A 24,168-nucleotide genomic window follows, 5' to 3' on the forward strand; every position below is an offset into this window, starting at 1 on the left:
CCTGGCGGGCGTTGTCGGCGTTTTGTTTGACGGTGCTGGTCAGCTCTTCCATCGACGCTGCGGTTTCTTCCAGGGAGCTGGCCTGCTCTTCGGTGCGGGAAGAAAGATCGTGGTTGCCGGCGGCGATCTGGCTGCTTGCCGTGGCGATGGTGTCGGTGCCGCTGCGGACTTCGCCGACCACCCGAACCAGGCTGTTGCACATTTGTTTCATGGCAAACAACAGGCTGGTTTGATCACCTGCGCGGGTCTGCACATCAATCGTCAGGTCGCCGGCAGCGATGCTGCTCGCAATAGCCACCGCGTAGTCGGGCTCACCACCGAGTTGTTTCATCACATCGCGGGTCAGCCAGAAGGTGATCCCGACACCCAGCAGGATGGCCACGCCCGCCATCACCACACTGATGAGCAGCATCTGTTGTGTGAACCGGCGCAGTTCTGCTTCGGTGCTTTTGGCGGCCTTGTTTTTTGCCTTGATGAACTCCTGCAGACGCCCGCGTATGTCCCGCCAGACGGGTGTTTCTACGGTGTTCAGCAGGCTCTTGGCGGCATTGGAATCACTCTGGGCGAGCCCGGCAATTTGCTTCTGGAGCAGCGCCTGCTTGTCACGCAGATCGCCGATCTTCTGCAGGATGCCCAAGGTGGCCCCATCCCCTTTTGAAAGGGACAGCGCCGCCTCGTAAGAGGTTTTGAATTCGTCGCTCGCAGCGTCCAGGTTTTCCTGGGCCTTTTTATTCGCCGGGTCGAGCACGATATTGCGCAATGCCTGCCCCATCTGCAAGCCCTGGGCATACAGATTGCTGCCGGCTTGAAGCAAGGCCTGGTCCTGCTGGAGAAAGTTCTCGAACTGGCTTTTCGCGTTCTGCATGCCCACCAGCGCCACACCAATGGCCAAGGTGAAACAGACGCAGACCAGCGCCATCACGGAAATCATCTTGGTTCGGAGTTTCATGGTGCACTTCCCTTTTTTTAATTTCACAGAAAGAGCTGTGGCGGTTCGGTGGCGGTCGATGCCATTTAAATGGTTCAATCCACCCAGGCGGGATACGCAGGACTTCAAACGCTTCGCATTCACTGGCCCCAGCAGCCGGGGCGCAAAAACCAGCCGACGCGCTGGAAGCCCCTGCTGGGGCCTTGCCGGTGCCTCTTATTGAATAACGGCAAGTTGCGCCAAAAACTTGAGGCCAGCCTATGGGGGGCTGATTTGTGGGAGAGCTGGACGGGGGCCGACGGCGATGTGATCATCAGCTACACCCTGCTCACGGTGAACGCCAACAGCCACGCCCTGATGAGCCGCTACCAGCAGCCCGGCAACGAAAAACGCATGCTGGCGATATTGAACGAGGGCGCTCTTGATGCCTGGCTCAGCGCCCGCCCCGAGAAAGCCAGGGAGTTCATGCGGGCTTATCCGGCCAACTGGCTGACGGCCAATCCGGTTGAGAAAAGCCGCTGAACCGCGGCGGCTTCTTCTTCAGGGGGTGACGAACTCGTAGCTCACGCCCTCGCTCTCCACCATGTCGAGGATGTCGTTGAGCTGGTCTTCGTCCTCGGTGCTGCTCCAGGTCTCGTCGGGGTTGGTGGCAAACAGCGGCTCGATCGCGAGGTCCATGAAGCGGCCATCGGGCATCTTCAGCACCGGCGTGCCTTCGGAGGTTTCAGCCAGTTCCCAATCGTCGGGAACGGACATTTCGAGCTGGATAGTTACGTTGAGTTTTTTCATGATGGGTTGCCTTCGATTCTTCTTGACTTGACGGGCTTCTCAAAAAGATCATCCAGCGTTCTGGATGCCCCCAGGCCATTTAGCAGCTTGTGATCTTTTCCTCCCGCCAAAAGCAGTTGAAGCTTTTTGTCGTGAGTTTTAAGAATTCCTAATTTTGTGAAGTCCTTGTTCGTCTCCTGCTCAAGTTTGATTGCTAATGCTACAGATAACTGTAACTTCTCGGTAGGATGGTGCTTCAACAAAAATTCGAAACCGGAGGCGTCACCGAGTTGTGCTGCATAGCATGAAGCGAAGAAAAGTGCGATTTCTTTAATTTTTGGATCCGCAATTTCCCCGTCGATCTTTAGCAGCGTCGTAGTGATTGACTTCCTGAAATACTCGTACTCGAAACAGTCCCGAATCAGGCGCTGGAAAAACCAAAGCAAATGCATTTCGGGGAGCTCTGCAAGCTTGGTCTTTGTATCACCGCTTCGAATGCGATTGAAGAGGTTTGCTGCATCTAGGAAGAGTTTGTATAAGTTGTCTTCAACTATTGAATAAGGGGTTTGATAGCCAGCTAAAAAATAGTCGGGCATGAAAAGAATTTTTAACCAAGACTCAGTTTCATTTTTTGGCTCATGAGATAGCAGATCGTGAAGGTGCTGTTTGCAGTCCCCTAATAATCCAGTGTAGAAGTATTGGGGAACGACCCAGTATGGATTGAAGGAGCTCTGTATTGGTGGAGGTTTATTGTTTCGCTGAGATGAAAGAGCAAACAGAAATTCCCCAAAGGAACGATGACGAAATGAAAGAAGCTGCTGCTCTTCATCCACTATAAAAATTCCGCTTTTAAAGAACACACGTTCTTTTAATGCGTCTAGAGATACGTTTGTATTCCTGTCTTTGTGCCATTGTTCGATCAGCCCCACCGCCTCCGAATAGTTCATGTGTGGGAGCTGGTTTTCAACCATGTAAGTTGTGACAACAAGAACTACGCGCTCTGCATCCCGATATTCTTTTTCGGTGCATCCGCCTTTATCTATATCCCATCGCCCAAGTAAATTTTCAATTGATTTGGCATATAGCTCGGTTAAGTTTGACGGCAAATCATTCGTGTTCTGAGAAATTAGTCGAGAAAGAAGCGCTGCGGCAATAGGACTTTGCGGCAGTTGCTTAAACAAGTCAGATTTCTGCAAATCCTCAAATAGTCGTTTAGGTAGCGACATGTTTGTGCAGGCCTGCTCCACAAAATTTATGAGCTTAGATAAGCTTAACGGCTTAAGTTCGTAGCGACTTGATCCGGCGTACGCACTAGTAGGTTCATCTAGAAGCCGAAGCGGCCGTGACGTCAGCAGTAGATGAAATTTGGAGGTTGCTTTCGCTTCCTTAATCGCTGCTTGAAGACGCTCCTGCCAGTTCGAGCCTTTTTTTATCGCTTCATCAACGCCATCGAGAACGAATAGGAATTCGGAACTGGGATAAGCTGAGATGCTGAAGTAGTCCTTTGTTTCCGCGAGTAATATTTCCGCAAGTGTTTTTCCGCCGTCAGAGAAGGCGCGAAATGAGATAAAAACTGGAATGACACCAAACTGTTTGAATCGCTCTGGAGCTGTGTAGTAAAGAGAGATTGCCCTTGCGGTTTTGGATTTTCCATATCCCATGTCACCTTCAAGAAAGCTGACGGTCTCCTTCCTGACGACTTCCTGAAAGTTAACGAGACGGGCTCTATGTGGTCTAGCGTGCCTAGAGTATGTTGGCCTGCTGAACTCTTGGATTTCTGGAGAAATATAAAAGTCTGGGCAATTAAGACCTTTGAGCACGCTGAGTTCCGCATCTAGGTTGGTCAAACGGGTCGATAGGTCCTGCAAGTAGCTGCCGACGTTTGTTGGGACGTCATACCAGAAGTACTCGGCATACTTATCAATCAGCCCCGTTAACTTCTCACCATCTACAAATGTTATTTTTTGGGCTCGATATTTGTCTTGAATTTTGTCTTCTGCATTCCGGCTAATTGAAGACGTATTAATAACCCAAACTTCGCTAAGTCGAACCTGTGCCATTCCTCCATGCACGCTTCTTGGTTGCTGACATTCTTCGATTTGCCGCGCGACATCATCGAAGTTTTGAAGAATCTTTCCTACCTTCGCCACAATCCCAATGTGGTGGATAGTGTTAAGTGCATCATCGCGACGAGTGACGATAAAGTCAGCTCCCTTTTCGTTAGTTCCGTGCGTGTATTCAACGTGAGTTACGTCATTTATATTTCTAAGCAGGTGGCTTAAGAGGGGATGAAGCACATTCACTTCGTCAGTGATGGCGCCTACAAGAATTCTTTTTGATTCGAAGTCCATGAGTTCCCTTTTATGTAGACGTAAAAAAGCGCTGGTATGCAGCGCTTCTATCTCAAAAATCAAGCCTGAAAAAGCATGTGGCTTGGGCGCAATTACTTCCCCCAAGAATCCTTCATCCCCGTCACCCGATTGAACACCGCTTTCTCCGCCGCGTGATCTACCAAGTCAGTGACAAAGTACCCATGCCGCTCAAACTGAAAACGCTGTCCGGCTTCAACACTCGCCAGTGAAGGCTCCACATAAGCCGTCACCACGCTCAGGCTGTCCGGATTCAGGTTCTCCAGAAAGTCCTTGCCGTCCGCCTCGGGGTGGGCCTGGGTAAACAGGCGGTCGTACAGCCGCATTTCGGCCTGCACGGCGTCGTTGACGCCGACCCAGGTGATCACGCCCTTGACCTTGACGCTGTCGGAGCCGGGGGTGCCGCTCTTGGTGTCGGGGATCAGCCTGGCCTGCACTTCAGTGATGTTGCCGGCGGCGTCTTTGGTCGCGCCCACACATTCGATGACGTGGCCGTATTTCAGACGCACCTTGCTGGCCGCAATCGCCTGGCCGCTGGCATTGGTGTGTGCGGGGAAGAGGCGGAAGAAACCTTTGGGTGGCGTTTCTTCATAGTCGGTGCGTTCAATCCACACTTCCTTGCCGATCTTGAAGTGGCGCGTGCCCATGTCGGGGTGGTGCGGGTGCACGGGGGCGGTGCAGTCGTCGAGCTTGCCTGCGCCCATGACCTCGTCCCAGTTGGTCAGCACCAGTTTCACCGGGTCGAGCACGGCCATGGCGCGTGGGGCGGTTGGGTCCAGCGTGTCGCGCAGGCAGCCTTCGAGCGTGCTGTAGTCAATCCAGCTGTCGCTTTTGGTCACGCCTATGCGTTCGGCAAACAATTGAATGGCCTCGGGGGTGTAGCCGCGCCGGCGCAGGCCGACGATGGTCGGCATGCGCGGGTCGTCCCAGCCGCTCACGCGTTTTTCGTTGACGAGTTGCGCAAGCTTGCGTTTGCTGGTCAGCACATAGGTCAGGTTGAGCCGGGCAAACTCGTGCTGGTGCGGCAGCAGGAAGAGGTTGGGGCGTTCGCCGTCGAGCGCATGTTCGAGCAGCGGCGTGAACTGGGCCACCTCCTTTTTGAGCAGCGCAAAAAACGCGGGCAGGTCGTGCAGCACGGCGTCGGGGTTGTGCTCCCAGCGCACAAACATGGCGCGCATCTGCGCCTCGGCCTCGCTGGCAAACAGCTTGTCGGCACGGCTGTGGCAGTGCAGGGCAAATTCCTTGCCGGCTTCCAGGCCCTGGCCTTCGATCTTTTCAACCAGCTCGCGCGCTTGTGCAAACTGCGGCGCGCGCAGGATGGGCACGATGCGCTCCAGCGTCCAGTCGTAAAACGGGCGCTGGTCTTCAAACTCCAGCGTGCAGATGCTGTGGGTGATGTTCTCCAGCGCGTCCTCGATCGGGTGCGCAAACGCGTACATCGGGTAAATGCACCACTGGTCGCCGGTGGCGTGGTGCGTGGCGCGGCGAATGCGGTAAATCGCCGGGTCGCGCATGTTGATGTTGGGGCTGGCCATGTCGATTTTGGCGCGCAGCACGGCGGCGCCGTCGGCGAGCTTGCCGCCCTTCATTTCGCGAAAACGCGCCAGGTTGTCGGCGGGCGTGCGTTTGCGGAAAGGGCTGTCCACGCCGGGCTTGACGAAATCGCCGCGGTTGGCGCGCATTTCGTCGGCGCTTTGTTCGTCCACATAGGCGTGGCCGGTTTCGATCAGGTATTCGGCGGCGCGGTACATGAAGTCGAAGTAGTCGCTGGCCTGGAACAGGTGGGCGGTAGCGACGCCGTTGACCGGGGCGTGCCAGTCAAACCCCAGCCATTTCACGGCATCGATGATGCTGTTGACGTATTCGGTGTCTTCTTTTTCGGGGTTGGTGTCGTCAAAACGCAGGTGGCACACGCCGCCGTAGTCGCGAGCCAGGCCGAAGTTCAGGCAGATGCTTTTGGCGTGGCCCACGTGAAGGTAGCCGTTGGGCTCGGGCGGGAAGCGGGTGCGGATGCGCGCGGTGTCGGGCTGGCCGGCGGCGTGGTGGGTGGCGTCGCCGGGGCTGCCGCCCCATTTGCGGCCGGAATAGGTGCCGGCGGCCAGGTCATGCTCGATGATCTGGCGCAGGAAATTGCTGGGTTTGTGGGGTTCTTTGTCTGCAGGGGCGTTCATTTGGTTGATTCTAGGGCGTTGCCACTGGCCGGCCCAGTGGGGGCGTTACTTTTGGCTACGCTCTTCACTGTGCGTGCGGTAGGCCGTTACCCGGCTGCTGCGTTTAATACCTACATGGGCTTTTTCTGCCCAGTACAAGGAGAAAGCAATGCTCAAGACAACCGTTCAAGCCGCACCGTCCCGCAAGCCGATGCTCATGGCCGGCGCCGCTGCCGCCCTTGCCATTGCGGCGATGGGGTTTGCCGGCGGTGCCCATGCCCGCAGCGACGTGCAGTTTTCCGTGGGTGTGGTGCTTCCGGGCGCGCAGATCGGCGTGACCAATGCCTACCCGGTGTATTCACAGCCGGTTTACGTGCAGCCCCAGCCCGTCTATATGCAGCCCCGTCCTGTGTATGTGCAACCTGCACCGGTGTACATGCAGCCGGCACCGGTGTATTACCAGCCGCGCCCTGTCTACGTGCAGCCCGCCCCGGTGTATTACGGTCGCCCCCATGGCTGGCACAAGCGGCATGGCCATCATGGCCGCGGTGATGATGACCGCCGCGGTGGTTATCGCCAGGGCGGTTATTACGTGCAAAACCAGGGGTCAGGCTATTACGGCCGCTGAACCCGCCGCTTCCCACCCACCCAAAAAAAAGCCCGCAGGCTCAGGTCTGCGGGCTTTTTTGTGGGCGGCCGTGGCCAAAAGTGCTGGGGGCGGCGTTTCAGGAGCCCCTGGCGCGCCAGAAAATATAGTCGGCCTCGTAAGGTATGGTCTTGCGCATGCCCAGCTGCGCCGAGGTGCAGGGGGTGGTCGATACCCAGCCGCCCACGGTGCGCAGGCGCTGCACATAAGTGATGTTGTGCAAGGCTCCGGGCACGCCGGAAGAGTGGGCGTTGTAACGCTGTAGCGGCAGGTTGCTGCTGCCGTTGGGCACCTCGGAAAATTCGCGGGCCATGACGCTGGAGCCATCACGATGGACCCAGCTCGCGCGTGCACCGGGCTTGTGCATGATGGCGCCGCCGTAAGTGTCGGTCAGGTCGACGCTGGCGTTTCTCAACAGCCACTCGTATTCATAAGGTGCGCGTTTGACGGCCTGGCATTCGTACAACAGCCTGCCGTTGCTGGTGGCTTCCAGCACGGCCTGGTGACCCTCGGGCACACGAACGGCCTCGGGCAGGTCTTGCTGGGTGTTGTAAGGCTGCAGCGGGCGGTAACCGCAGGCGCCCAGCAGGGCGGCACTGCCGACAAGCACAAACAGGCTGAGGCTGCGCGACAGGCGGCTAACGGAGAAATTGCTGCGGGAGAGTGTTTTCACGAAGGTTCCGGAGTGTGAGCTTGCCCTAGTACACCCCATGATCATGGGGTGTGTCGTACGGGAAAACCCCCGCGCGTCAGCGCGATTTGTCCTGCCCGCGACCGGCGTCAGAGGCTTTTCAGCCCAGGGTGCTGCAGGAAATGTCATACGCGGCCAGGGTTTTGGGCTTGGCGCCCTGGCCGGTCACGGCACTGTTGTTGCAGTTTTTCAGGGTCTTGCTGAAGCCGCCGGGTTTGGCCTGCAGGCTGTAACTGACACGGCTGAAGCCCGCCGCATCCAAGGTGAGGGTGGGGTGCATGGCCAGGACGGCGCTGCTGCGGGTTTCCTGGGCCAGGGTGGCTTTCGGTGCTGGCGTCAATTCCCAGACCCAGGTTCCGTCGGCGCGGGCCACGCGCTGGTACAGCAGGTGATCGTCGCCCGCCAGCAAAAGGGCTTGCGCAACATCAGGCAGGGGAGCGAGCAACACCGGCTGGTCGTAAGCGCCATACGCGCGGGGGGCGGAGGCAGGGCCTGAAAAAGCAGCGATCATGGCCGCCGTGCCGGTGACTACCAGCAAGGTCAGGCCGATGGTCAGGCTGATCGCGCGAAACATAGGGTGCGTGTTTCTCATTTCAGGTTACTCCTTGCCGACCATCAGACCGCAGGTTCGGGCCGGGTGCTGTAGGAAGCCGCCCCTTGCGCGAGACAGCGCACAGCGCGGCGTGGAACAACGGTCTCCCATGGTTTGAGGCTTTCCCGGCTGGCAGGTGGGGATGCGTCTCATGGAAGGTCTGGTTCATTATTGGTTGGGGCTGACGACCAGTTCCGGTTGCAACAGATGTAAGCATTTGTAGGACGTCGCGCCCAGGGCCTGCGGGCCAAAAACGCGATGGCCTGAAGGCTGTCAAAGCCGGCCCCGCCAGCGCGTTGCCCGTGAATCCGCGCGGGCGGTGCAGCGGCGCGGTGTTCGATGCTCACTGCCCGAAGCGCGGGCCGATTTTCAGGAACTCGAATTCCAGTGCGCTGCTGGTGCGCCCCAGCGCGGTATTGCGGTGAGGAAAACGGCCGTAGCGGGCAACGATGTCGCGGTGCTTGACGGCAAAGTCCAGCGAGCCCTGGGCGCTGGCGCGGTGCGCCTCGGGCACGGCCGCAGCCAGCGCGCTGAAGCGGCGCACGCCTTCTTCCTGCAGGGCCAGGTTTTCGGCGTGGGTGAGCGGCATGTACAAAAAGACGCGGCCCACCCAGGGCAGGGCCTCGTCGAGGCCCTGCGCGAGTGCTTCGCTGACCAGCCGCTGGGCCTGCTCGTCGCCGGCAAAGGCCTCGCCCTTGCCGCGAAAGATATTGCGCGGAAACTGGTCGAGCAGGATCACCAGCGCCAGCCGGCTCAGCGGCTGCGCCTCCCAGCCGGCGAGACCACCGGCCAGTGCCTGCTCGACCAGCGTGCCAAATGTCCGGCGGATTTCCTCATCGAGTTCAGGCCCGCCGTTAAACCAGCGCTTGCCCATGTCCTGGCTGGGCCAGCCCAGCGTGAGCCCGTCGCCGAGCCAGAAGTCGAGGACCAGGTCGGGCGAGGCGGAAGTCGGGAATGGGGAGGAAGACGTGGAGGGCGTGGAAGGCGTTGAAGAGGGCATGGGCGGCGGGTAAGGGCAGGCGGGGACGAGGTGTTGCCATGGCCCTGGACTGCTGACTTTACATGCGGTCGTACGATAGTTTTTTTATCAAGTCAACGCAGGCCAGGACCCGGTTGACCGATCTCGTTGTGGTGCATGCCTGCCGGCCTTCGCCGCGGTGGTTGATGCCACTGGCAAGCACGCTGAATCCGCGCCGGCCGCTATGATGGCCGGGATAAAAACAGGCAAACAAGCAGGGGGTCCCATGTCTTTCCTTCGAATTCCGGCCGCCTTGGGCGCCGCGCTGGTTTTGTTCACCCTGGGGGCCTGCACCACGGCACCCACCCACTCCGGCCTGGCGGCTGCGCAAGGCAGCGGCGAGCTGGCGCCGCTGTTGCCGGTGCGCCGCTTTGTGGCCAACATCGACTTTGCCGCGGGCTTTGTGCTTTCACCCGACGGGCAGCGCCTGATGTGGCGGCAAACAGTCGGGACCGATGGCGGCCTGGCTGTGCGCCAGATTGCTGAAGGCAGCCCCGTCACCACTTATGCCGTTGGCAACCAGGGGCGCGGCGGCGGCACGCACACCTGGCTGGCGGACAGCCGGCACATGCTGTACAGCAAGGACCCGACCGGCGATGAAAACACCCAGCTGTTTGTGCAGGACACGCAGGCCACGACGTTTGCGCCCTGGGCGGTCACGCCGTGGCGCGGCGTGCGCTCGGAGTATCTGGGGCGCTCGGGCTTTGACGGCGCGAAATTTTTCTTTGCCAGTAACCGGCGCGACAAATCGACACTGGACCTGTACGAGGGCGACGCGCAGACCCGCAGTTTCAAAGAGGTGGCGCGCAGCGACGGCAGCGTGACGAGCTGGATGCTTGGCGTCAACCGCGAACTGGTCGGCCGCGCACGGCAACTTGGCCGCGCCGACGGCTCGGGTGTGGCCGTTGAGCTGCTGCAGCCCGATGGCAGCTGGCGCACGTTCAAGACCGTCGGCGGGTTTGACCACTACTGGATGAACCGGGTGGACACCGTGGCGGGCAAGGCCTGGGTGACGTCCAACATTGGGCGCGACAAGACAGCCCTGCTTGAAGTGGACCTGGCCAGCGGGCAGGAGCGGGTGGTGGCCGCGCACGACCAGGTGGACCTGGGCCGGGCGTTTTTTGGCACCCGTGGCGGGCCGCTGGCCTATGTGTTCGAGCCCGACATGCCGCGCATCAGTTACCTGGACGCGGCAATGGAAGCCGACGTGCAGGCTTCCGTAAAGAAGGCGCTGGCGGCCGGCTTGTTGCCGGACCAGCCGGTGATCACGCGCCCCCAGGGCTTTTCCGAAGACCAGCAGCGTGTGGTGCTGCGCAGCGTGGGGCACTTTGATTCGGCCGAGTTGCTGCTGGACCGCCGCACCGGCCAGGTGAGCCGGCTGAACCCGCTGCAGCGTGAAGCGGCCTCGGTGCTGGCGAAGGAGGAGCCGTTTTCGTTCAAGGCTTCTGATGGCCGCACCATCCACGGCTACCTGATTCGTCCGCGTGGCGTCAAGGGACCGGTGCCCATGGTGGTGTCCATCCACGGCGGCCCCTGGGTGCGTGAGAGCTGGAGCCCGGCGGTGTTTGACGCGTCGCAGTTGTTGGCCAACCGCGGCTACGCGGTGATGACGCTGAACTACCGCGGCTCGGCAGGCTACGGGCGCGAACACATGTGGGCCGGTGAACGTGAATATTTTGGCCGTTTGCAAAAAGACATTGCCGAAGGTGTGCAGTGGGCCATCCACCAGCAGGTGGCCGACCCGAAACGCCTGGCGGTGATGGGCGCAAGCTTCGGCGGCTTTTCGGTGCTGGCGCAGCTGATCCAGAAGCCGCATGACTACGCCTGCGGCGTGGACGTGGTGGGCGTGGCGAACTGGCCGCGTGTGGTGGACAACTGGCCGCCGTTCTGGCGCAACCGCCACATGTTTGCCCGTTTCTACGGCGACGTGAACAAGCCCGAAGACCGCGCGCAGATGCTGGCGAACTCGCCGATCACGCACCTGGACAAGATCACCGCGCCGCTGCTGGTGGTGCACGGCGGCAACGATGTTCGCGTGTTGCGCCAGGACTCGGACGACGTGGTGGCCGGGTTGCAGAAGCTGGGCCGCCCGGTGGAATACCTGCTTTTTGCCGACGAGGGCCACAGCATCTCGAAGTGGCGCAACCGGCTGGCCATGTGGCGCACCATCGAGGACAAGCTGGCCGGCTGCCTGGGCGGGCGCAGCGCGGGTTTTGACTATTACCAGTTGATGCCGAGGTGACCCCTTTGTTGTTCGCTTGACCGTTCGCCCTGAGCTTGTCGAAGGGGCTCAGTGCCACCAGGCTTCGACAAGCTCAGCCCGAACGGAATGGCAGCGCTTGAACGAACAGCATTGGATGCAGCCCGGCTGCTAACGGCGAGCGCAGCGCTACAGCGCCCGGAACAGCGGGCTGTAAAGCCGGCTGACCGCCAGCTTTTCCGGCCGGGCGCGCAGGCTCAGTGTGAGTTTGCCGGTCTCGTCGCGGCTGACCGCGTCAATCGCCCCGGCCTGCACCACGGTGCCGCGGTGAATCTGCCAGAAGGCTTGTGTGTCCAGCTGGGGCAGCAGGTCTTTCAGCGGTGTACGTATCAGGTACTCGTGATCGGCGGTAAGCACGCGCACGTATTTGTCGGCCGCTTCAAAATAAACCACCTCGCCCACCGGCACCATGCGGATGGTCGTGCCCACGCTGATCTGCAGCACCTTCAGCGGGCCGCTCTCGGGCCCCGGTGCCCGGGTGGCGGCCAGCAGCTGGCGCAGCTGGTCCAGAGCGGTGTCCAGGGGTGCTCCTGAATTCATAGCTGCCTGCGCCCGTGTGGCAAGGGCTTGCTGCACTTTTGACACTGTTTTTTGCAAGCGCCCGGCTTGCACGGGCTTGAGCAGGTAGTCCACCGCCTGCGCTTCAAAGGCCTGCACCGCGTACTGGTCATAGGCGGTGACAAACACCAGCGCGGGAAACGGGGTGTCCTGCGGCCAGTCGTCGGCCAGTTCGGCCGCGGCCTCCAGGCCGCCCAGGCCCGGCATGCGGATGTCGAAAAACAGCACCTCGGGCAGCAGTTGCAGCGACTGGGCCACGGCCGAGGCGCCATCCCCCACCGTGGCCAGCACGCGCAGCCCGGGCCAGGCGCGTGCCAGCTCGGCCTGCAGCGCCTGGGCCAGCAGCGGTTCGTCTTCGGCGATCAGGGCCGTGGCCGGGTGGATGTTCATGGTTTGAAGGGAAATCGGACGCTGGCCCTTGTACCACCTGCGCTGGCAGCTACTAATTCGATAGCAGTGTCGGCGCCGTAGGTGCTGCTGAGCCGCTCGCGCACCTGGGCCATGCCGAAACCCGCGTGGTCTTTGTCGGCGCCCGACAGGCCGACGCCGGTGTCCAGCACCTCGAGGACCAGTGCCGCGCCTTCGCGCCGGGCGCGGACGGTGATGTGCCCGCCTTCGACCTTGGGCTCCAGCCCGTGCTTGATGCTGTTTTCCACCAGCGGCTGCAGCAGCAGCGTGGGCACGGGATGCTGCGCCAGCTCGGCGGGCAGCTCCAGCGTGTAGGACAGGCGCGGCCCCATGCGGATGAGCATGAGCTCCAGGTAGTCGCGCAGGCGGTCGAACTCGGCCTGCAGCGTGTGGGTGGCGCTCAGCGAAGCGCCCAGCGTGGCACGCAGGTAGTCAATCATGTGGTCCAGCATGACCTGGGCGCGCGGCGGGTCGGTGGCGATCAGCGCGCGCAGGTTGGCCAGGGTATTGAACAGCATGTGCGGTTCAAGCTGGGTTTCCAGCAGCTTGAGCCGGGCCTCGCTGGCGTGCTGACGGGCCTCGTCCATCTTGCGGATGAGGTAGGCGCTTTTGCTGATGGAGTAGAAGTAAAAGCTGCCGGCAATGCCGGCCAGCGCGGTGATCAGGATGGAGTTGCGCAACTGGCTGCTGTTGTTGTGGCCGGCGCCGGGCGTGTACCAGCCATAGTAGTCACACAGCCAGTCGGCGATGGTCGTGCCCAGCAGGTAGCCCAGCACGATGCTGGCTATCACCAGCACCAGGCCGGCCCAGCCGGACGGCCAGCCGGTTTCCGCGCTCGAGGGGAACAGGTGGCGGCCGATGTCGATGCCGGCCCAGGTGATGCCCGCAATCAGCAGCGAATACACCAGCGGCGGGCCCCAGGGCCGCTCCGGCATGAAGGCGTACTGGAGGGCGGCGATCACCAGCGCGAAGGCCGTCACCTGCAGCAGGTGCCGCAGCTTGGAGGTCCAGTCGATGTTCATCGCTGCGGGCCGTCGCCGAACTCGCGCTGCAGGCGGTCGCGTTCTTTTTGCACCATGCGCTCGCGCAGGCCGCTGCCGTTGCCCAGCACAAACACCGACACGCCATGCAGCACCAGCCCCAGGCCCCAGCCCAGCAGCGGGAACAGCGACCAGGGGCGGCTACCGAAGCCGTGGATCGACATGGCGAAGATCACCAGGTTGACCAGAAGGTAGAGGGCGGCGTGGACATACCAGCCCAGCTTGGCGCCCGCGCGCTTGTGGGCCAGGCGTTCGATGTCTTCGGACAGGGGCGGTGTAGGCATCATGGGAAGGAAATCATTCTATTGATGTTTTTCTTGGTTCGCGACACTACACCGTTCAGGCTGAGCCTGGCGAAGCCCTTCGACAGGCTCAGGACGAACGGTAGCAAGTCGGGTGTCATGATTGATGGTTGATGGCAGTCTCAACGGGGCAGGTGCGGCTTCAGGCCCGGCAAGCCTCGATGATGGCCGGCCAGGCGTGCGGGTCCAGCGTCAGGCCCATGTGGTTGACGCCGGGCACGAGGGTGACCGGCACACTCTGGCCGGCCGCGGCAAACACCGCTGCAAACTGCTCGGCGCGAAAGAGCTCGTCGTCGCTGCCGACCACGATGCGCAGCGCGCTGTGGACGCCGCGGATGTCGGCCAGGTAGTCGTCATGCGGGCCGAAGCTGGTGGCGAGGGTGAAGGAATACGAGGGCGTGAGCTGGGGGCGGGCCGCGTCGTCCAGGCCGAAGTTCAGCACCGGCAGGTCATTCCAGGCGGTCAGGCCGGCGCGATTGAGAACATGCAGCGCGACCAGCCGGGCCATACCCACCGAGGCCCAGCCGCCGTTGCCGGGGCGCGCCGTGGGCGCGTCATAGCGCAGGTAGGGTGAGAGCAACACGTAGCGGTCAAACAGGGCCTGCCGCGCGCCGCCCGCAAAACGCAGCACAAAGCCGCCGCCGGAAGAAAAACCCAGCAGGGTGCTGGGGCCTGTGTGCGGCACGGCGCGCATGAAATCTTCCACGTCGTCCTCGAGCTGGCCCACGTAGGCGGCCTGCCCGCGCGGGCCCGAGTCGCCGTGGCCGCGCATGTCGAGTGCGGCCACCCTGAATCCGGCCGCGGCCAGCGCCTGGGCCAGCGCGTGCATGGAGCGGCCGCGCGCCGACGAGCCATGCACCAGCACGATGCGGCGTGTGCCCTGGCCCCCTGTTGCGGCGGGGTAGTCGAGCCAGGCCAGGGACGTGCCGTCACGGGCCACATAAGACCGCGCGGGCGGCACGGCACTGAAGTCCACCTTCGCAAAGGGTTCGTTGATGCTGGCCAGCGGCGCGATCGGCGCCGGCCCGCCGAAGGTTATCGCGGCGGCGATTGCGAGGAACAACAGGGCCACCACGGCGAAGGCGGCGAAAGCAGTGAAAGTGATGAATTTGGTCATGGCAGCAGGTGTTTAAGGAAAAAGGCGGTGATCTTGTGGTCGACGCCGGGCAACTGGCTGCGGTCGAAGCCCGGCGGGTCGCCCAGCCAAAGCGCGCAGGTTGTCAGGTATGTTTTCATGGTGTGCTGTCTGTCATCGCGTGCTGCCAGTTCACCACGGATCGCGCTGCAGCGACAGGCGTTTGCGTTCCCGCTGCACCAGGCGTTCATGCAGGCCGGCGCCACCCGCCACCAGAAACACCACCGCGCCATGTACAGCCAGGCCGATGCCCCAGCCAAAGGCCGGGTACACCGCCCAGTGGCGCCCGCTCAGCGCGGACAGGGCAAGCAGCATGAGGTTGACGGCGATAAAAACGGTGGCGTGGATGTACCAGCCGATTTTGGCACCCGCGCGCTTGCGGGCGAGGTGCTCGAGGTTTTTGTCTTGCGGGGTGCTGGCCTTCATGGTGATCTCCTTTTTCAGGCGTTGAGGACGGGGAGGACGGGGTGGGCGGGGTGGGCGGGGGCGGCTGCGGGTCTCAGCGCCAGGCGAATCAGGCGCAGGGAGCGGCCGGCAAAAATGCCGCTGAAGACGCCGTAAAGCGTGCCGGCGGCCAGGCCGAAGGTGGCGTTGGCTTTCAGTTCCGGGTGCATCACCAGGCTCACGCCAACAATGTATTTGGTCAGGAAGATACCCATGATCAGTACCATCGGCGCCCAGCTGCCCGGACGCTGGAACCGGCGTTTGGCGCTGTCGTAGTGTGCGCCGGCCGGCAGCGGCATTTGGGTGACGATGAGCAGCAGCAAGGCGGTGGCGGCCAGCCAGCTGCCAAGTACCGTGGGCGAAGCGCCGAAGGCCGAGACGGTGCCGTACAGCGAGAAGGCACCCAGCCCCAGCGGCAGCACGGTGATGCGGGCCAGGCCCACGCTGCGGCTGCGGGTCTGGCTCCAGCCGAGCACGAGCAGGGCGGCCAGCAGGCCCCAGACCCACAGCGGTGTGTTCATCAGGATCTGGCCAATCACGGATGTTCCCTGGGGCGGTTGGTTGTGGGGGGAAATCAGGCCCAGCCACTGGCCCCAGACCAGGTTGCCGAGGTAGCGGTTGGGCAGCAAGGTGAACCCGCCGGCGACCAGGCTGGCGCTGGCATAGGTTATCAGCATGTAGCGACGGTGCCGCGCGATGTTGCCTTGGGCCAGGAACCAGAACGCGCCGAACATTCCGGCAAAGGCGGCCGGCACCAACAGGTGGATGGGGGTGTAGCCGCCAATGTTGGGCAGATTGAAATCGCGGATGAACAGAGCAGACACGGCGGTGACCACCATCAGTGTGACCCACGCGTAGCCGAAGGCGCGGTGTAGCCGCGGGCGCTGGGTGCGGCCCTGGCGTGCCCACAGGGCCAGGGGCCCGACGAGGGTGGCACCGAGGGCGGCGGTCATGTGGACGGCGATGGTGGGGGACATTTGCATGGTGTTCTCCGGTCTACATGGTGAAAACAAGGTGAGCCGGACTTTGCCGGGACGGCCGCGCCGGCGCGAGGGCTTTGCGACGAAATGCAGGAGCAGCGCCGCCAGTTGCAGCCAGCGGACGCGAAAAGCGCCGGCCCGGCGCCCGCCGCGCGTCGGGGGCAGCGGGCCGGCAGCGATAATCAGCCCATATTTTTTGGAGCGCGCGTGGACATCACATTGCTGATCAAGGCTGCCGTCATGGGCATCGTCGAGGGGTTGACCGAGTTCCTGCCCATTTCTTCCACCGGCCACCTGATTCTTGCCGGCGCCTTGCTGGGTTTTGACGACGAGAAGGCCAAGGTGTTTGACATTGCGATCCAGACCGGCGCCATTTTTGCCGTCATCCTGGTCTACTGGCAAAAACTGCGCGACACCCTGGTGGCGCTGCCCACCGAAAGGCAGGCGCAGCAGTTTGCGCTCAATGTGCTGGTCGCGTTTGTGCCGGCGGTGCTGCTGGGCCTGCTGTTTGGCAAGGCCATCAAGGCCCACCTGTTCACGCCCGTGGTGGTGGCGAGCACCTTCATCCTCGGCGGTTTTGTCATTTTGTGGGCCGAGCGGCGCCAGAAAACCAACCCGGCCACGGCACGCATCCATGAGGTCGAGGCCATGACCATGATGGATGCACTCAAGGTCGGCCTGGTGCAGTGCCTGGCCATGGTGCCCGGCACCAGCCGCAGCGGCGCCACCATCATCGGCGGCATGTTGCTGGGCCTGTCGCGCAAGGCCGCGACGGACTTTTCTTTTTACCTGGCGATCCCCACGTTGATCGGTGCCGGTGCCTACAGCCTGTACAAGGACCGCGCCCTGCTGTCGGCGGCGGACCTGCCGATGTTCGGCGTCGGGCTGCTGTTTGCCTTTGTCAGCGCCTGGCTGTGCATTCGCTGGCTGCTGCTTTACATCGCCACCCACAGCTTTGTGCCGTTTGCCTGGTACCGCATCGTCTTCGGTGTGGTGGTGCTGGTGACGGCGCAGATGGGCTGGGTCACCTGGGCGGGCTGAATTTTCCGTTCACCTGCGCCGGGGGTTACCCCTCCTTGCCTGTCATCCCGGACCTGATGATCCGGGATCCATGCCCCATGTTCCACTGCATTGGCCCGCGCTGCATGGGTGGCGGGTCAAGCCCGCAATGACAAATTCAGCTGACTCAGTCCATCAGGTTGTGCAGGGCCGCCTCGATGGCCGCCGCCGTGGCCACGGGTTTTTCCATCGGGAACAGGTGGCTGCCGTCGAGCATCATGATGCGGCCTTTGGTGACCTTCTCGGTCATGGCCATGCCCACCTGTTTCATCTCGGCTGACTGGCGCCCGCCGATAAAAGCCACCGGGCACTTGAGCGGATGGCGCTTGAGCAGGCCCTCGAGGTTGTCGGGCAGGGTGTTGTAGATGGCGGTTTCCACGTCGCGGTCAAAACTCAGCAGGCGCTGGCCGCCGGCATCGTGCGTGCCGTGTTCGATGTAGTCGAGCAGGACCTGTTCATCCCAGCGTGCAAAGGCTTTTTTGGTGCGGAAATGCGCCAGCACTTCGGCCTGGCCCAGCCATTCGTGCCGGCGCTTGCGACTGATGGCGCCGGGCGAAATCGAGCCGACCAGCTGCGCTCGTTTGGCCACGCTCAGCGCGGCGGCACGCCAGCCGCCCAGGATGGGCGAGTCGATCAGCAGCACACCACGCACCGGCAGGCCGCCGAGCACGGGGTTGCGCGCGGCGCACATCAGGCTCAGGAAGCCGCCCAGCGAGTGGCCCACCAGAAAGGCCGCCTGGCCGGTTTTTTCGACCTGCTCACTGGTGAAGTCGGCGAGCTGCTGCACCAGGTTCGGCCAGTTGCTGGTGACCGGGTAACGCGGGTCGTGGCCGAATTTTTCAATCGCCTTGACCTGGAAGCCGCGCGAGCGCAGCCCCTGGAACAACACGCCGTAGGTGCTCGCGGGAAAGCTGTTGCCGTGGGAAAAAATGATGAGGGGTTTGGGGGAGGCGGGCACGGTGTTAGATCAGTTTCTCTTCGGGCGAGGTGATTTTTTTCAGGGGCTGGTTGCGTGTCAGCGGCGTCAAGAGCGGCACCTGCGTTTCGCCGCCGGTCCACATCGGGTCTTCGATGCTGTCAAAAACCTGGCGCAGCTTCTTGCCCCAGTTGTCGTGCAGCATGCGGAAGTAGGGGTTCTCATGGTCGATGCAGACCACCTTGTCGCTTTGCAGCGAGTTGACTTCGTAGACCACCATGTCCAGCGGCAGGCCGACGGACAGGTTGGACTTGAGCGTGGAGTCCATCGAGACCAGCGCGCATTTGGCGGCTTCGTCCAGCGGTGTTTCGGGGGTGATCACGCGGTCGAGCACGGGTTTGCCGTATTTGGATTCGCCGACCTGGAAATAGGGCGTCTCCGGCGTGGCTTCGATGAAGTTGCCGGCCGAATAGAGCTGGAACAGGCGCATGCCTTCACCGCGGATCTGGCCGCCGAAAATCAGCGAGACGTTGAACTCGACGCCCGCGTGTTTGAGGTCGTCGGCATCGCGCTCGTGCACGCGGCGGATCGCGGCGCCCAGCACACGTGCCGCGTCGAACATGCTTTTGGCGTTCCAGATGGTGATGGGCGGGCCGCCTTCCGGGTCCTTGAGCTGCTCGATCTGCAGGATCTCGCGCACCGACTGCGAGATCGACAGGTTGCCGGCCGACAGCAGCACCATGAAACGGTCGCCCGGCTTTTCATAAATGATCATCTTGCGGAAGGTGCTGATCTGGTCCAGCCCCGCGTTGGTGCGGGAGTCGGAAAGAAACACCAGGCCGGCGTTGAGTTTGATGGCGACGCAATAAGTCATGAAGGCAACAATAGTCCGTGGATCAGCTTGCAGCAAGCTTTTTGAGTTGGTAAAGGGCGTCCAGCGCTTCGCGCGGACTCAGGAGGTCGGGGTCGATGCCGTTCAGGGCTTTTTCCACGGCGCTGGGTTCGGCGGCGGGCTGCTCGGGCGGTGCGGCAAACAGGTCGACCTGGGCGCGGCTGGCGGTCTGCTGGGTTTCCAGTGCATCCAGCGCATGCCGCGCGTGGTTGACCACAGCCGCCGGCACGCCGGCGAGTTTGGCCACGGCGATACCGTAACTCTTGCTGGCCGGGCCGGGTTCGATGTGGTGCAAAAAGACGATGCTGGCGCCGGATTCGACCGCACTGACATGCACATTGACCGCGGCGTGGTGGCGCGCCGGGAACTCGGTCAGCTCGAAATAGTGGGTCGCAAACAGCGTGAAGGCCTGGGTCTTGTTGTGCAGGTGGGCGGCAATGCCGCCGGCCAGCGCCAGACCGTCGAAGGTGGAGGTGCCGCGGCCGATTTCGTCCATCAGCACCAGCGAATGCGGCGTGGCCGCGTGCAGGATCTGCGCGGCCTCGGTCATCTCCAGCATGAAGGTGGACTGCGCGTTGGCCACGTCGTCGGCCGCGCCTATGCGGGTGTGGATGGCATCGATCGGGCCCAGACGGCAGCCGCTGGCCGGCACGTACGAACCCACACTGGCCAGCAGCACGATGAGGGCGACCTGGCGCATGTAGGTCGATTTACCGCCCATGTTGGGGCCGGTGATGATCTGCATGCGGCTCTTGCCGCTCAGGCTGCAGTCGTTGGCGATGAAGGAGCCGCCCGTGGTTTCCGCCAGCCGCGCCTCGACCACCGGGTGCCGGCCCTGGCTGATGTCGATGCAGGGCTCTTTCACAAAGACGGGGGCGGTCCAGTTCAGCGTGAGTGAACGTTCGGCCAGCGCACACAGGGCGTCCAGGCTGGCCAACGCGCGCGCCAGGCGGCTCAGCACCGGCACAAAAGCCTGCAGCTCATCGAGCAGCTGTTCATACAGCCATTTTTCGCGGGCCAGCGCGCGTTCCTGCGCCGACAGGGCCTTGTCCTCGAAGGCCTTGAGTTCCGGCGTGATGTAACGCTCGGCGTTTTTCAGGGTCTGGCGGCGCCGGTAGTCGCTTGGTACCTTGTCGAGCTGGCCCTGGGTGACCTCGATGTAAAAGCCGTGCACCTTGTTGAACTGCACACGCAGGTTGGTGATGCCGGTGCGGGCCTTCTCGCGGCCTTCGAGGTCCAGCAAAAAGCCGTCGCAGTTGGTCTGGATCGCGCGCAGCTCGTCGAGGTCGGCGTCGCAGCCGTGGTTGATCACCCCGCCGTCGCGGATCAGCGCGGCGGGTTCGTCGAGCACGTAGCGCTGCAGCAGGGCGGCGCAGGCGGGTGGCGCCTGCAGGTCCCCGAAAATAGTGGTCAAAAGTGCCGGTAGCCCTTGCTGGCTGTGCGCCAGCAGCTCCGTTTTTTGTAGCGTATCGCGCAGGGCAATAAGTTCACGCGGGCGCACCTGGCGCAAGGCAATGCGGGCGGTGATGCGTTCAACGTCGCTGCTGCCCTTGAGGCGGGCGCGCAGTGTCTGCTGCAGGCCGGCGCGCAGGGCGGTGATGGCTTCGAGCCGCGCTGCCGCCTGGCTGCGTTCGCGCCGCGGGCTCAGCAGCCAGCTTTTGAGCGCGCGGCTGCCCATGCCGGTGGTGCAGGTGTCGAGCAGCGAAAACAGTGTGGGCGAATCCTCGCCGCGCAGGGTCTGGGTCAGTTCCAGGTTGCGCCGCGTGGTCTGTGGCAGCTCGATCAGCTCGCCCGAGCGCACCACCTGCAGGCTGTGCACATGGGACAGCGCCCGGCCTTGTGTGTGTTCGGCATAACCGAGCAACGCAGACGCCGCCGCGTGGGCCTCGGGCAGGGCCTCGGCGTTCCACGAGGCCAGCGAAGCCACCTGCAGCTGTGCCAGCAGCCGGCGCGCGCCCAGCGCGCTGTCGAACTGCCAGGCCGGGCGGGCACTGACGGCGCAGCGCTGGATTTTCAGGCGCTGCTCGAAGGCGGGCGTGACATCGACGTTGTAAAGCAGTTCGCTGGGCGCGATGCGGGCGATCCAGGCCTCGAGCTCGTCGCTGGCGCAATGCGCCAGGTGGATTTCGCCTTGGGTCACGCTGAGCCAGGCCAGGCCGCAGGTGTTGCGGCCGCCCTGGTGCACCGCCAGCAGGATGGATTCGGTCTTGTCGCTGAGCAGCTCGGTGTCGGTCAGGGTGCCGGGCGTGACCACCCGCACCACCTTGCGCTCGACCGGGCCCTTGGCGGTGGCCACGTCGCCGACCTGCTCGCAAATCGCCACCGATTCGCCCAGCTTGATCAGTTTGGCAAGGTAACCCTCCAGCGAGTGGAAGGGCACGCCGGCCATGACCACCGGCTCGCCGGCCGACTGGCCGCGCCGCGTCAGCGTGATGTCGAGCAGGCGCGCGGCTTTTTCGGCATCGGCATAAAACAACTCGTAAAAGTCGCCCATGCGGTACAGCAGCAGGGTGTCCGGGTAGTCCGCCTTCAGGCCCAGGTACTGCATCATCATGGGCGTGTGTTTTCCGGCCTCCCCAGGCGCGTCCCCAATTTTGTTTTTTTCTTTTGACATTAACTACCTAGCTGAAATCTGCTTCCTTCGTTTGTCTTCAATGGCCTTTGAATTTCATTCAAATTCCGTTACCAGCGGGAAGGGCTGAGGGGGGTGAACGGTTGGATTTAATTATCTACTGCAAATGTGATGCCAGTTGGCGGCAACTTCCAGTGCAGGTGGGGGCGCATTCGCACGCAAGCTTCGAAGGTATTGCGAGGAACTGTGGGTGGGCGAGCGCTTGTAGCAATGCTCTCCGTTGCGGCCCGGGGCCGCAAATGAAAACACCCGCGAAGGGCGGGTGTTTTCTTGATTGCCAGGCGCTTTACAGGGGGCCGGCAAGTGTGGACGACGAGCCGCCCGGGTCACTGATGGTCACCGTGGGCGGCAGGACAATCGCGTAGCAGGCTGTGCCGGTGTTCAGGAACTCCACGGTATTGGCGACGTCGAATTTCACCCCCACATTCGGAGCCGTCGTCGCCGTGGGTGACACCGTGAAAGCCGGCAAGCTGGTAGTCATCTGCAGGTCCGTGCCGACAATCGCCATGCCCGGCACATTGCCAATCGCTGTGTTGGCTTCAGGCGGAACCGACAGCAAGCGGTCATCGGTCGTGCCATTGCGATTGACCACCTGGATGGTGTAGCCGCCGCTCAGGATGTCGCCGCTGCCGCCGGTGGAGCAAGTGGCGGCGGGACCGGGACCGACCGCCGTGGCCGAGCCATTCATCGTGAAGCTGCGCGCCACGGTGACCCGGATGCCGTTGTAGGAACCCGCAGGAATTGAAACACCTTCGCCGATTGCGCCGCCGGAGCCGCCAGGCTGCACCTTGCCGCTGCCCAGGTCGATGGAGGATGCGCCAGCAAAAAAGGTCCAGAACGTCCCATCAATGCTACGGAACTGTATCGATTTGATGGTGACGACATACTTGCTCGGCGTGGCCGCCTTGCCGCCGGCCGTGACAATCGGGCCGGCCGATACGTTGCCGGAAACGGTGCAGGCGAGTACCAGGGCTCCGAGCAAACCAGCCGCCCGACCGCTCAATTTTTTGTTCGACAAGGCCATCATCAATTCCTCCGTCCAATCGTTACACCACTGCTACCGCTGGTCTTTCTCTCAACCACGATATCGTTTTGCCTGCGCACCTTGTCAAGCGTGTGCAGCGTCAGGTCGCGCGCCTCGAACGAAACCGGCTTGCGCATGCCTTCGAGCATGGTCCCCGGAACGCCGTTGCCCGGATTCCCCAGCAGGTTGTAGGAGATCTTGATATACGAAGCCGGGCGGGTGTAGTTGTCATCCTGGCGGCCCAGCTCCAGGGAGACGTTCCTTGAAATATTGCCTATGAGCGCCAGCCTGGCGCCCTTGATGTCCTCGACCCCGCTGGTTGCACTTCTCCAGCGGTAGGCGTTGGCGGCCACGCGCATCCACGAAAGGTAGGGAAGCGGGGCATCGATTTCAAAATCGTGACCGCTCAGCGCCTTTTCTGTCGTGCTGATCCCGTTGACCAGGGATATGGTTCTTTCGCCGCTGATGGCGTGGTAAAAGTTGGTGCGAAAGGTCAAATACTGACCGATCGCCTCGGCGCCCAGGCCCCAACGTTTATGGTCGTATCTGGTCGTCGTGTCGTAAAAGGTGTTCAAACCCAGAAGCCAGGTCTTGTCCTCAAGCAGGTTGCGATAGCCCAGGCCGAGATTGAAGGTGTTGTCGCTGTTGCGACGGGCCCAGCGACCCTGGAAGAAAACGGTATCGCGCAAGGTTCTGGGCGTCTGGTAAAGCGGCTGCACCGTCTCGACCGACCACGTCGGGTTGCTTCGGTCCATCGACTCGACGCTGATGTCGGTTCGGCGTAGCCAGTCGGGCAGGCGGGAATCTTCTTTTGCCTGCTGGACGACGTTTTGACCCGCCGCAGTCGTCGGCGCGTCAGCGGGGCCCGCAGCCTGCGCGGAAAACAGGCCAAACAGGCCTCCCGCCAGTACCGCTATTGAAGAGTTTTTCATGGGCGGTGTTTCCTTTCCTGGGTTGTTGAAACAAATCGCGCTTGCGGCTCTTGCGGCTCTTGCGGCTCTTGCGTCGCTTGCACCGGGCGGGCATAACCGCCTTCGAGAAAACTGTTACTTGATGTATCAATGCTAATAATTTTTGAAAAACTTCTATTTGATGTATATCAAGGCGTCCATGGAATAGCGGCCGGCGCCAGGCGCCCGATTTCATGCATCCCCGACTCGTTCAAGGCGCCCATCCGAGGCGATGGGCTAGGGCGCAGCCGTTGCTTTGCCGTGAACCGGCGCGGGCAGGAACGCGGCTTGGCAGGCATGACGGCGCGAAACACTACAACATGTCAGGGAAACGAGCAGAAAATTTCCACATGTGCGAAGTAAACTCCTCGAACTGAAGCCTGAGCGCTCAGCATCCATGCCAACG

23 protein-coding genes and 1 pseudogene are annotated in these 24,168 nt (G+C 62.1%); 4 read left to right on the forward strand and 20 right to left on the reverse strand.

All coding sequences use genetic code 11. The features are described from left to right. Positions 1 to 949, reverse strand: a 949-nt coding sequence (locus PSV40_RS17275; protein ID WP_366915043.1) for a Tar ligand binding domain-containing protein, incomplete at its 3' end; no start/stop codon positions are given. A 69-nt stretch (positions 950 to 1,018) separates the two neighbouring features. Here PSV40_RS17275 and PSV40_RS17280 point away from each other — a divergent pair. Continuing rightward, on the forward strand, positions 1,019 to 1,450 hold the full coding sequence (locus PSV40_RS17280; protein WP_300540089.1) for an SOS response-associated peptidase family protein: 432 nt from the start codon (positions 1,019 to 1,021) through the stop codon (positions 1,448 to 1,450). Positions 1,451 to 1,468: 18 nt separating this feature from the next. Here the strand turns inward: PSV40_RS17280 and PSV40_RS17285 are convergent, their stop codons facing one another. From PSV40_RS17285 to PSV40_RS17295, 3 genes are read right to left on the reverse strand one after another with little or no spacing between them, the layout of a single operon-like run. Further along, positions 1,469 to 1,717, reverse strand: a complete 249-nt coding sequence (locus PSV40_RS17285; RefSeq protein WP_300540090.1) for a hypothetical protein — start codon at positions 1,715 to 1,717, stop codon at positions 1,469 to 1,471. Next, positions 1,714 to 4,152, reverse strand: coding sequence for an NACHT domain-containing protein (locus PSV40_RS17290; RefSeq protein WP_300540092.1), 2,439 nt, complete (start codon positions 4,150 to 4,152; stop codon positions 1,714 to 1,716). The genes PSV40_RS17285 and PSV40_RS17290 overlap by 4 nt, the downstream gene beginning before the upstream one ends. Continuing rightward, on the reverse strand, positions 4,140 to 6,236 hold the full coding sequence (locus PSV40_RS17295; RefSeq protein WP_300540094.1) for a glutamine--tRNA ligase: 2,097 nt from the start codon (positions 6,234 to 6,236) through the stop codon (positions 4,140 to 4,142). The genes PSV40_RS17290 and PSV40_RS17295 overlap by 13 nt, the downstream gene beginning before the upstream one ends. Before the next feature lie 148 nt (positions 6,237 to 6,384). Between PSV40_RS17295 and PSV40_RS17300 the strand changes: the two genes are divergently transcribed. Then, complete coding sequence (locus PSV40_RS17300; protein WP_366915044.1) at positions 6,385 to 6,843, forward strand: hypothetical protein; 459 nt, start codon at positions 6,385 to 6,387, stop codon at positions 6,841 to 6,843. A 97-nt stretch (positions 6,844 to 6,940) separates the two neighbouring features. On the opposite strand, the gene PSV40_RS17305 is transcribed toward PSV40_RS17300, so the two are convergent. The 3 genes from PSV40_RS17305 to PSV40_RS17315 form a co-directional block, all read right to left on the reverse strand. Next, positions 6,941 to 7,534 (reverse strand): DUF3455 domain-containing protein, encoded by a 594-nt coding sequence (locus PSV40_RS17305; protein ID WP_300540096.1) that lies wholly within the window; start codon positions 7,532 to 7,534, stop codon positions 6,941 to 6,943. Positions 7,535 to 7,652: 118 nt separating this feature from the next. Further along, on the reverse strand, positions 7,653 to 8,144 hold the full coding sequence (locus tag PSV40_RS17310) for a hypothetical protein (protein WP_300540097.1): 492 nt from the start codon (positions 8,142 to 8,144) through the stop codon (positions 7,653 to 7,655). A 343-nt stretch (positions 8,145 to 8,487) separates the two neighbouring features. After that, the gene (locus tag PSV40_RS17315; RefSeq protein ID WP_300540099.1) at positions 8,488 to 9,144 is read right to left on the reverse strand and encodes a DUF924 family protein; all 657 of its coding nucleotides are present in this window, start codon (positions 9,142 to 9,144) and stop codon (positions 8,488 to 8,490) included. A 244-nt stretch (positions 9,145 to 9,388) separates the two neighbouring features. On the opposite strand from PSV40_RS17315, the gene PSV40_RS17320 reads away from it, so the two are divergent. Then, positions 9,389 to 11,404 carry a prolyl oligopeptidase family serine peptidase gene (locus PSV40_RS17320; RefSeq protein WP_300540100.1) on the forward strand — a complete coding sequence of 672 codons (2,016 nt, stop codon included), beginning with the start codon at positions 9,389 to 9,391 and terminating at the stop codon, positions 11,402 to 11,404. A gap of 147 nt (positions 11,405 to 11,551) precedes the next feature. On the opposite strand, the gene PSV40_RS17325 is transcribed toward PSV40_RS17320, so the two are convergent. The 8 genes and pseudogenes from PSV40_RS17325 to PSV40_RS17355 all read right to left on the reverse strand — a co-directional run. After that, positions 11,552 to 12,370: a LytTR family DNA-binding domain-containing protein gene (locus tag PSV40_RS17325; RefSeq protein WP_300540102.1), complete on the reverse strand. Its 819-nt coding sequence runs from the start codon at positions 12,368 to 12,370 to the stop codon at positions 11,552 to 11,554. Further along, positions 12,367 to 13,410: a histidine kinase gene (locus PSV40_RS17330; RefSeq protein WP_300540104.1), complete on the reverse strand. Its 1,044-nt coding sequence runs from the start codon at positions 13,408 to 13,410 to the stop codon at positions 12,367 to 12,369. The genes PSV40_RS17325 and PSV40_RS17330 overlap by 4 nt, the downstream gene beginning before the upstream one ends. Beyond that, positions 13,407 to 13,712, reverse strand: a complete 306-nt coding sequence (locus tag PSV40_RS17335; RefSeq protein WP_300540349.1) for a 2TM domain-containing protein — start codon at positions 13,710 to 13,712, stop codon at positions 13,407 to 13,409. Before PSV40_RS17335 ends, PSV40_RS17330 begins: the two co-directional genes overlap by 4 nt. Before the next feature lie 160 nt (positions 13,713 to 13,872). Further along, the gene (locus PSV40_RS17340) at positions 13,873 to 14,847 is read right to left on the reverse strand and encodes an alpha/beta hydrolase (protein WP_300540106.1); all 975 of its coding nucleotides are present in this window, start codon (positions 14,845 to 14,847) and stop codon (positions 13,873 to 13,875) included. Next, positions 14,844 to 14,966 carry a hypothetical protein gene (locus tag PSV40_RS17345; protein ID WP_300540108.1) on the reverse strand — a complete coding sequence of 41 codons (123 nt, stop codon included), beginning with the start codon at positions 14,964 to 14,966 and terminating at the stop codon, positions 14,844 to 14,846. The genes PSV40_RS17340 and PSV40_RS17345 overlap by 4 nt, the downstream gene beginning before the upstream one ends. 31 nt (positions 14,967 to 14,997) lie before the next feature. Next, the gene (locus PSV40_RS17350) at positions 14,998 to 15,291 is read right to left on the reverse strand and encodes a 2TM domain-containing protein (RefSeq protein WP_300540109.1); all 294 of its coding nucleotides are present in this window, start codon (positions 15,289 to 15,291) and stop codon (positions 14,998 to 15,000) included. Between the two features lie 14 nt (positions 15,292 to 15,305). Continuing rightward, positions 15,306 to 15,830, reverse strand: coding sequence for a DUF6622 family protein (locus PSV40_RS22890; RefSeq protein WP_366915046.1), 525 nt, complete (start codon positions 15,828 to 15,830; stop codon positions 15,306 to 15,308). A 54-nt stretch (positions 15,831 to 15,884) separates the two neighbouring features. Continuing rightward, positions 15,885 to 16,292: pseudogene (locus tag PSV40_RS17355) on the reverse strand (DUF2306 domain-containing protein); the annotation flags it as partial. A gap of 204 nt (positions 16,293 to 16,496) precedes the next feature. On the opposite strand from PSV40_RS17355, the gene PSV40_RS17360 reads away from it, so the two are divergent. Then, positions 16,497 to 17,330 (forward strand): undecaprenyl-diphosphate phosphatase, encoded by an 834-nt coding sequence (locus tag PSV40_RS17360; protein WP_300540111.1) that lies wholly within the window; start codon positions 16,497 to 16,499, stop codon positions 17,328 to 17,330. Positions 17,331 to 17,475: 145 nt separating this feature from the next. On the opposite strand, the gene PSV40_RS17365 is transcribed toward PSV40_RS17360, so the two are convergent. From PSV40_RS17365 to PSV40_RS17385, 5 genes are all read right to left on the reverse strand, one after another. Then, positions 17,476 to 18,306 (reverse strand): alpha/beta hydrolase, encoded by an 831-nt coding sequence (locus tag PSV40_RS17365; protein WP_300540113.1) that lies wholly within the window; start codon positions 18,304 to 18,306, stop codon positions 17,476 to 17,478. Positions 18,307 to 18,310: 4 nt separating this feature from the next. Continuing rightward, positions 18,311 to 19,138, reverse strand: a complete 828-nt coding sequence (locus tag PSV40_RS17370; RefSeq protein ID WP_300540115.1) for a proteasome-type protease — start codon at positions 19,136 to 19,138, stop codon at positions 18,311 to 18,313. A gap of 22 nt (positions 19,139 to 19,160) precedes the next feature. After that, complete coding sequence (gene mutS / locus PSV40_RS17375) at positions 19,161 to 21,770, reverse strand: DNA mismatch repair protein MutS (protein ID WP_300540117.1); 2,610 nt, start codon at positions 21,768 to 21,770, stop codon at positions 19,161 to 19,163. A 304-nt stretch (positions 21,771 to 22,074) separates the two neighbouring features. Next, a complete protein-coding gene (locus PSV40_RS17380) occupies positions 22,075 to 22,812 on the reverse strand; it encodes a hypothetical protein (RefSeq protein ID WP_300540118.1) in 738 nt (245 codons plus the stop codon). Positions 22,813 to 22,814: 2 nt separating this feature from the next. After that, positions 22,815 to 23,744: an inverse autotransporter beta domain-containing protein gene (locus tag PSV40_RS17385; protein ID WP_300540120.1), complete on the reverse strand. Its 930-nt coding sequence runs from the start codon at positions 23,742 to 23,744 to the stop codon at positions 22,815 to 22,817. Positions 23,745 to 24,168 lie beyond the last annotated feature (424 nt).

Origin of the sequence: Polaromonas sp. (assembly GCF_029945925.1) — a bacterium.
Lineage (GTDB): Bacteria > Pseudomonadota > Gammaproteobacteria > Burkholderiales > Burkholderiaceae_C > Polaromonas.